The sequence below is a fragment of the uncultured Empedobacter sp. genome, assembly GCF_937930195.1.
GTDB lineage: Bacteria > Bacteroidota > Bacteroidia > Flavobacteriales > Weeksellaceae > Empedobacter > Empedobacter stercoris.
This window is the reverse complement of sequence record NZ_CALGVK010000100.1, coordinates 1-2,226: the sequence shown is the minus strand read 5'-3', so window position 1 is coordinate 2,226 and position 2,226 is coordinate 1. Positions and strand designations below refer to the sequence as shown.

Genomic DNA, 2,226 nt, shown 5'->3' with positions numbered 1-2,226 from the left:
TTTGCAGCTTATTTGGATATCGATCATGATGATATTGAAGAATTCTTAAAAATTAAATCGATAGGTAGTTCTATTCAGAATTTATTTTATGGTGTTTGTGTACCAGATTATTGGATGCAAGAAATGATTGATGGAGATCTTGAAAAACGTCAAATTTGGGCGAAAGTTTTAGAATCTCGTCAAGAAAAAGGATTACCTTATCTTTTCTTTACAGATAACGTTAATAAAAATAAACCGCAGGTTTACAAAGATTTAGGAATGTCAATTAATGCGTCTAATCTTTGCTCAGAAATTATGTTGCCTTCTTCTGTGGACGAATCATTTATTTGCTGTTTATCTTCTATGAACTTAGAGTTATACGACGAATGGAAAGATACAGAAGCGGTTCGTTTAGCCATCTTTTTCTTAGATGCTGTATTGCAAGAATTCATCGAAAAAACAGAAGGAAATTACTATTTAGCTTCAGCGAATCGATTTGCAAAACGTCACAGAGCTTTAGGTTTAGGTGTGTTAGGATGGCACTCTTATTTACAACGCAATATGATTCCTTTCGAAGGAATGGAGGCAAAATTGCGTACTACAGAAATATTCAAACATATACAATCAAAAGCTGATAAAGCTTCAGAAGAATTAGCACGTATTTATGGAGAACCAGAAGTATTGAAAGGTTATGGACGTCGTAATACAACGACATGTGCAATTGCACCAACAACCTCTTCTTCTGCAATTTTAGGACAAACATCTCCAGGAATTGAACCGTTTGCGTCTAATTATTACAAAGCTGGTTTATCGAAAGGGAACTTTATGCGTAAAAATAAATATTTAACAAAATTATTACGCGAAAAAGGAATCGATAACGAAGATATTTGGCGTGAAATCATGCTAAATGGAGGTTCGGTACAGCATTTAGATCAATTGACAAAAGAGGAAAAAGATGTATTCAAAACATTCAAAGAAATTTCTCAATTAGAAATTGTTCAGCAAGCAGCTATTCGTCAAAAATACATCGATCAATCGCAATCCTTAAATCTTAACATTCCGCCAGATTTACCTGTAAAAGAAGTCAACCGTTTAATGATTGAAGCTTGGCAATTAGGCGTAAAAACATTGTATTATCAACGCTCTCAATCTGTTTCAAAAGAATTAGTAGCCAACTTAGTTTCTTGTTCTTCTTGCGAGGCTTAATAAATAAAATAGTAAAATAGAATACATAAATCCGCTCAACGAGCGGATTTTTTAGTTTATTTAATCAAAAAGTTGAGTTAAAATGAAATTTTATGAGGATTGATTTATTTTATTATCGTAATATTGCGATACGAAATTAATCTATGGGAACTACAAAATCAGAAATATTTACAGACGAACAAAATAGATTAGCACTCATGTTCAAAGTATTTGGAAATCCGGCACGTATTGCTATTTTACAATACATTATCAATCAGAAAGCGTGTATTTGCAATGATTTGGTTGATGAATTAGGCTTGGCACAAGCAACGATTTCTCAGCATTTAAAGGAGCTCAAAACACTTGGAATTATTCAAGGTACTATCGAAGGAAAGTCTGTCTGCTATTGTATTGATGAAAAAGTTTGGAATGATGTTCAAAACGATTTGATTGCATTTTTCAAACAAGATGTTCACATTAAACAATGCTGTTAATACTTTTTTTATATTAATTATCATCGTAATATTGCGATAATGGTAAAAGTAAATGAATATTAATCATAACAAGTCAAATTATAAATAATAAGCTATGACACTTGAACAAATTAAAGAAATTCTACCAACATTAGAGAATGTTGAATTTCAATTAGAAAATGGGACTTTTGTTCCCGAACACTTTCACGTAACAGAAGTTGGTCAAATTACAAAAAACTTTATCGATTGTGGCGGAACCATTCGCAACGAAAAAGTAGTTAACTTTCAGTTATGGAATGCAGATGATTACGAACATCGTCTAAAACCAGGTAAACTGTTAAACATTATCAAACTATCCGAGGAAAAAATTGGGATCGAAGATGCTGAAATTGAAGTAGAGTATCAAGCCGAAACGATTGGAAAATTTGATTTAGATTTTAACGGAAAATCTTTTGTTTTAAAAAACAAAACAACGGCATGTTTAGCCGAAGATGCGTGTGGAATTCCTAGCCAAAAACAAAAAGTGAATTTATCGGAACTAAACAATACTTGTTGTACACCTAATTCGGGTTGTTGCTAAGAATGTAAA

At 32.2% G+C, this 2,226-nt stretch carries 3 protein-coding genes; all 3 read left to right on the top strand.

The window, feature by feature from the left end:
• Positions 1-1,185, top strand: a 1,185-nt coding sequence (locus tag Q0616_RS06400) for a ribonucleotide-diphosphate reductase subunit alpha (RefSeq protein ID WP_298775892.1), incomplete at its 5' end; no start/stop codon positions are given.
• Between the two features lie 143 nt (positions 1,186-1,328).
• Positions 1,329-1,658, top strand: a complete 330-nt coding sequence (locus tag Q0616_RS06395) for a metalloregulator ArsR/SmtB family transcription factor (protein WP_171622011.1) — start codon at positions 1,329-1,331, stop codon at positions 1,656-1,658.
• Between the two features lie 94 nt (positions 1,659-1,752).
• A complete protein-coding gene (locus tag Q0616_RS06390; RefSeq protein WP_188319814.1) occupies positions 1,753-2,217 on the top strand; it encodes a DUF6428 family protein in 465 nt (154 codons plus the stop codon).
• Positions 2,218-2,226: the final 9 nt, after the last annotated feature.